At 72.9% G+C, this 4,178-nt stretch carries 4 protein-coding genes and 1 pseudogene; 3 read left to right on the plus strand and 2 right to left on the minus strand.

Features of this window, described 5'->3' with window-relative positions:
- Positions 1-561: hypothetical protein (locus ABZ885_RS36530; protein WP_360198753.1), on the plus strand; the 561-nt coding region annotated here is incomplete at its 5' end.
- Between the two features lie 196 nt (positions 562-757).
- On the opposite strand, the gene ABZ885_RS36535 is transcribed toward ABZ885_RS36530, so the two are convergent.
- Together ABZ885_RS36535 and ABZ885_RS36540 are read right to left on the minus strand one after the other, a co-directional pair.
- Positions 758-1,090: a hypothetical protein gene (locus ABZ885_RS36535; protein WP_360198756.1), complete on the minus strand. Its 333-nt coding sequence runs from the start codon at positions 1,088-1,090 to the stop codon at positions 758-760.
- A 200-nt stretch (positions 1,091-1,290) separates the two neighbouring features.
- Positions 1,291-1,935, minus strand: coding sequence for a helix-turn-helix domain-containing protein (locus ABZ885_RS36540; RefSeq protein ID WP_360198759.1), 645 nt, complete (start codon positions 1,933-1,935; stop codon positions 1,291-1,293).
- Positions 1,936-2,079: 144 nt separating this feature from the next.
- On the opposite strand from ABZ885_RS36540, the gene ABZ885_RS36545 reads away from it, so the two are divergent.
- Both ABZ885_RS36545 and ABZ885_RS36550 read left to right on the plus strand, forming a co-directional pair.
- Complete coding sequence (locus ABZ885_RS36545; RefSeq protein WP_360198762.1) at positions 2,080-3,525, plus strand: amidase; 1,446 nt, start codon at positions 2,080-2,082, stop codon at positions 3,523-3,525.
- Positions 3,526-3,980: 455 nt separating this feature from the next.
- Positions 3,981-4,178: pseudogene (locus tag ABZ885_RS36550) on the plus strand (DUF4232 domain-containing protein); the annotation flags it as partial.

Genomic DNA, 4,178 nt, shown 5'->3' on the forward strand with positions numbered 1-4,178 from the left:
GTGTGGCGAGGTCCTCGACCACCTCTACGAATTCCTCGACAACGAGATGGCCGAGGGCGACTACGCCAAGTTGCGCTCGGGCGCCGGCGGCACGAGGCCCCCGAGGGGGTCCGCACGTTCCTCGGCCCCGGGCAGGCCGGCTACACCGACACGTTCGCCCTCGCCACCGACGGCACGGCCTCGTCACCGGAGCGCTGGGCCCGCGCCCTGTTCGAGGACGTTGCCGGACTCCAGGGCCAGTTCATCTGGCGGGCACTGCTCGGCCTCCGGCTGCACCGGCAGGCGTCACCGCAGTACGTCGCCGGCTGGCGGATCGCCGAACACCACGACGACCGGATCCGGCTCGAAGCCCACTCCTGGATGCTGACCGGCCACCTCATCGTCCAGGTCGACGACGGCCAGGTCTCGCTGACCACCGTCCTGCGCTACCGCCGCCCGCCCGCCGCATGGCTCTGGCCACCGCTGGCGGCCGTCCACCGGCGGCTGGCACCCGGCCTCCTGCGCGACGCCCACCGGATCCTGCAGGCCCGCCCGGCAGAGCCAGAAGCCCCAGACAACTGAGCACCGGGGCACGGCCGGAACAAGCAAAGCCCTCGACGGACGGCCCAGGCCGCCCGCCAAAACGATCCTGACCACCGGGTCACCAGCGGCAGATCCAATGGCTGTTGCGGGCCGAGTGCCTGCGCCACCCACCGGCCGCGCCGAACGACACGCTGCCAGCCGACAGCCGTCCCGGACCACAACGCGGCAACCGCGCTCAGTACGAAACCTTGTTCCACTCGTGACCGCTCGGCCAGCCAAGGCCGCCCCTGACCCAGGCCAGCACCATCCGGTGGACCTCATCGACCGACCACGCATGCGTCCCGAAATGGTTCTCCGGTCCGCCGTCGCAGTACTCCACGACAAACCGGTCGGCATCGTCCTGGAGGACCTGGAAGAAGTAGAGGTCACTGGCCCGGTCCAGTCGGGCGAGGACCAGGAAGTCGTTGCCGCCGTTGAACGACAGCCCGTCGATCAGCTCGTGAAGATCCTCATCGGACGGGTCGTCGACCACCACACCGGACTCGGTGTTCACACGCAGCACGGGCATGGCTGCATCCTGCCAGACGCCCCACCCGCATGCGTAGCCACCCACCCAGCGGCGGAGGGCATGCCGGTGACGATCAGCGGGGAACGGGCGCGGGGACATTGGCGACCGTCCCTGCCCGGGACGCGAACTCCTCCTGCGTCAGCCCCGAGGCGGCGTGGGCCCGGCAGCGCACCGGGTGACCGGCGGGACCTGAGGGGCGTTCAGCCTCGGGCTGCCGCCGACCCGGCGCGCCGGGCGGCCGCGGGGGCCGGGTGGCGGTCCAGGATGGCCCCGACGATCCTCATGAGGCGCTCGTCCGCGCGCTGGACGCTCCCGTTCTGGGTGCTCACCTGGGCTCCTTCGAGGACGAAGGTGAACTCCGCGGCCGCTTCGTCCGGGTCCGGCAGTGCGGCCCGGACGCACAGGTCGGTGAGGCGGCGCAGCTGGCCGGCCTTGTGGGCTTCGATGAGCCGGCGTGCCGGGTGGGCGCGGTCGGGCAGTTCGGCCAGGGCGTTGATGAACGGGCATCCGCGGTGGGAGATGTCCGGGAGGCCGTCGGCGATGAAGCGGGCGATCCCGAGGATCTGCGCGCGGGGGTCGTCGGGGTGTGCGTCCGCGACCCGGTCGAAGGCGGCGGTGTAGTCGGCGGCCACGATGCGCAGCCACTCCTCGACGAGTGCGTCCTTGGTCGCGAAGTGCCGGTACAGGGCCATCTTGGTGGTCCCGGCCCGGTCGGCGATGGCCTGGACGCCGACGGCCTTGATCCCCTCGCGGGCGAAGAGCTCCTCCGCCGCATCGAGGATCCGCTCGCGGGGCGGCAGTGTGGCCACCCGGCTCTGCCTGCCGGCTCTGTCCGTGTTCGTCATGCGGGGCCCCTTGTCGGTGCGGCGGGATTGCGCCGCCTGGCATCGATGCTACGGTACCGACCAGTCCCACGCGATACCGATCGGTCTCATCAGATACTGATCGGTATCGCTCCTCTGCCGGTGCCCGATCCCTGGACGGATGCGATGAAGCTCTCCGAGTACGTGACCTACGACGGCGTCGGCCTGGCCGACCTGGTGGCCCATGGCCACGTGAGCGCCGCCGAACTCGCCTCGACCGCCCTGCTGGCCTGCGAGACGGTGAACCCGACCATCAACGCCGTCGTCGAGACCTGGCCCGCGCAGGACACGCCGGCTCCCGGCAGCACCCCACTGGCGGGGGTCCCGTTCCTCGTCAAGGACCTCGCCGTCACGATGGCCGGCCGGCGCACGGAAATGGGCAGCCGGCTCGCCGCCGGGAACACCGCCGCCTCCGACTCCACCCTCATGACGCGCTTCCGCCGCGCCGGACTGGTGACCCTCGGCCGCACCACCACACCGGAGTTCGCCTACAGCACCACCACCGAAGGCCTCCTGTACGGGGCCACCCGCAACCCGTGGGACCCGGCCCGCAGCCCCGGCGGCTCCAGCGGCGGATCGGGAGCCGCCGTCGCGGCCGGCATCGTCCCCATCGCGCACGCCACCGACGCGGCGGGCTCCATCCGCGTCCCCGCCGCCGCCAATGGCTTGTTCGGACTGAAGCCGACCCGCGGCCGGATACCCATGGGCCCCGACACCGACGAGGTGTTCAACGGACTCGCCGTCCACGGCGCGCTCAGCCGCTCGGTGCGCGACAGCGCCGCACTGCTCGACCTCGTCCACGGACCCGAGACCGGCGACCCGTACGCCGTCCCGCTACCCGAGCGCCCCTACACCCGGGAGGTCACCCGCGACCCCGGCTCCCTGCGGATCGGCCTCCTCACCCGTCCCTGGGGCGGGCGGGCCGTCGACGCCACCGTCACCGACGCCACCGCCCGTGCCGCCCGGCTCGCCGAGGCCCTGGGCCACCACGTCGAGGAGGTGCACGTCGACCTCGGCCTCGACTGGGACGACTTCGTCCTCGCCAACACCCGCCTGTGGACCACCAACCTGGTGACCTGGATCGACGACCTCGCCGCGGCAACCGGACGGCCCGTCGACGCCACCACCCTCGAACCGGAGATCCTCGCCGGCTACGCCTTCGGACAGCAGGTCAGCGGCGCCGAGTTCGTCCGCGCGCTCGCCATGCGCAACACCGTCAGCCGCGCGATCGGCCGGTACTTCGCCCACCACGACCTCCTGCTCACCCCGACGCTGCCGGAACTGCCCGTCCCCCTGGGCACCTACGCCGACGGCACCCACGGCGCCGACGGCCCCGGCTGGCTGAAGCAGATCTTCCACCGGTCGCCCTTCACCGCCGCGATCAACATCGCGGGCACCCCCGCCATGTCCGTCCCCCTGGAGACCGACCCCGCCACCGGACTGCCCATCGGCATCCAGTTCGCCGCGGGATACGGACGCGAGGACCTCCTCCTGCGCCTCGCCGGGCAGCTGGAACGGGCCACACCCTGGGCCCGGCGGACCCCCGCCGTCTGGGCCGGCCACCCCGCCTGATACCGCATCAGGCAACCTTCGCCCCCGTTCTCGCCGGTGGCGTGCGAGTCGCGCACGTGGTCGCGCGGGATGCATCTCGCCTGAGCTTCAAGAACCCCCGCCCTGCCACGGGGCCACGCCCGCGGCACCGGCACGGCCGGGGTGCGGCCGGCGGCGGAGCCCGGTGTCGTCGCGTCCGTGGTCAAGGTCGTCCGGGTCACGGGTCTGTCCCGGCGCCAGGTTCCGGCGTCGGCGGTGCGCAGCGGCGTGACGAAATCGGCGTCCGGGCAGGTCGGCGGCGGTGCGCGGGACGGCACGGCGGGTGACGGAGCGGGTGGTTCGCGGCCGTACATGTCACAGCACTGTCCTGGGTGCGGCCCGGGCGGAACGGTTCGTCCGGGAGAGCGGTCCTGGTCTTCGGAAACCCGCTCGCACCGATCCAGGCACCATGCCGCACCACTCGGAGGAAGAACACCGTGCGCGTCCACAAGCTCGCCTTCGCCGCCCTGGCCGTCACCGCCGCCCTCTCGCTCACCGCCTGCCAGGACGACACGGCGGGCAGCGCGCAGGGCGCCCCGACCACCGCCCCGGCCGCGACCACCGGCGGCTCCCCCAGCGGCGGTCCGGCCTCCGGTGCTCCGGCTCCCGGCGCCCCGGCCCCCGGTGCCCAGGCC

Source organism: Kitasatospora sp. NPDC047058 (assembly GCF_040643935.1).
Taxonomy (GTDB): domain Bacteria; phylum Actinomycetota; class Actinomycetes; order Streptomycetales; family Streptomycetaceae; genus Kitasatospora.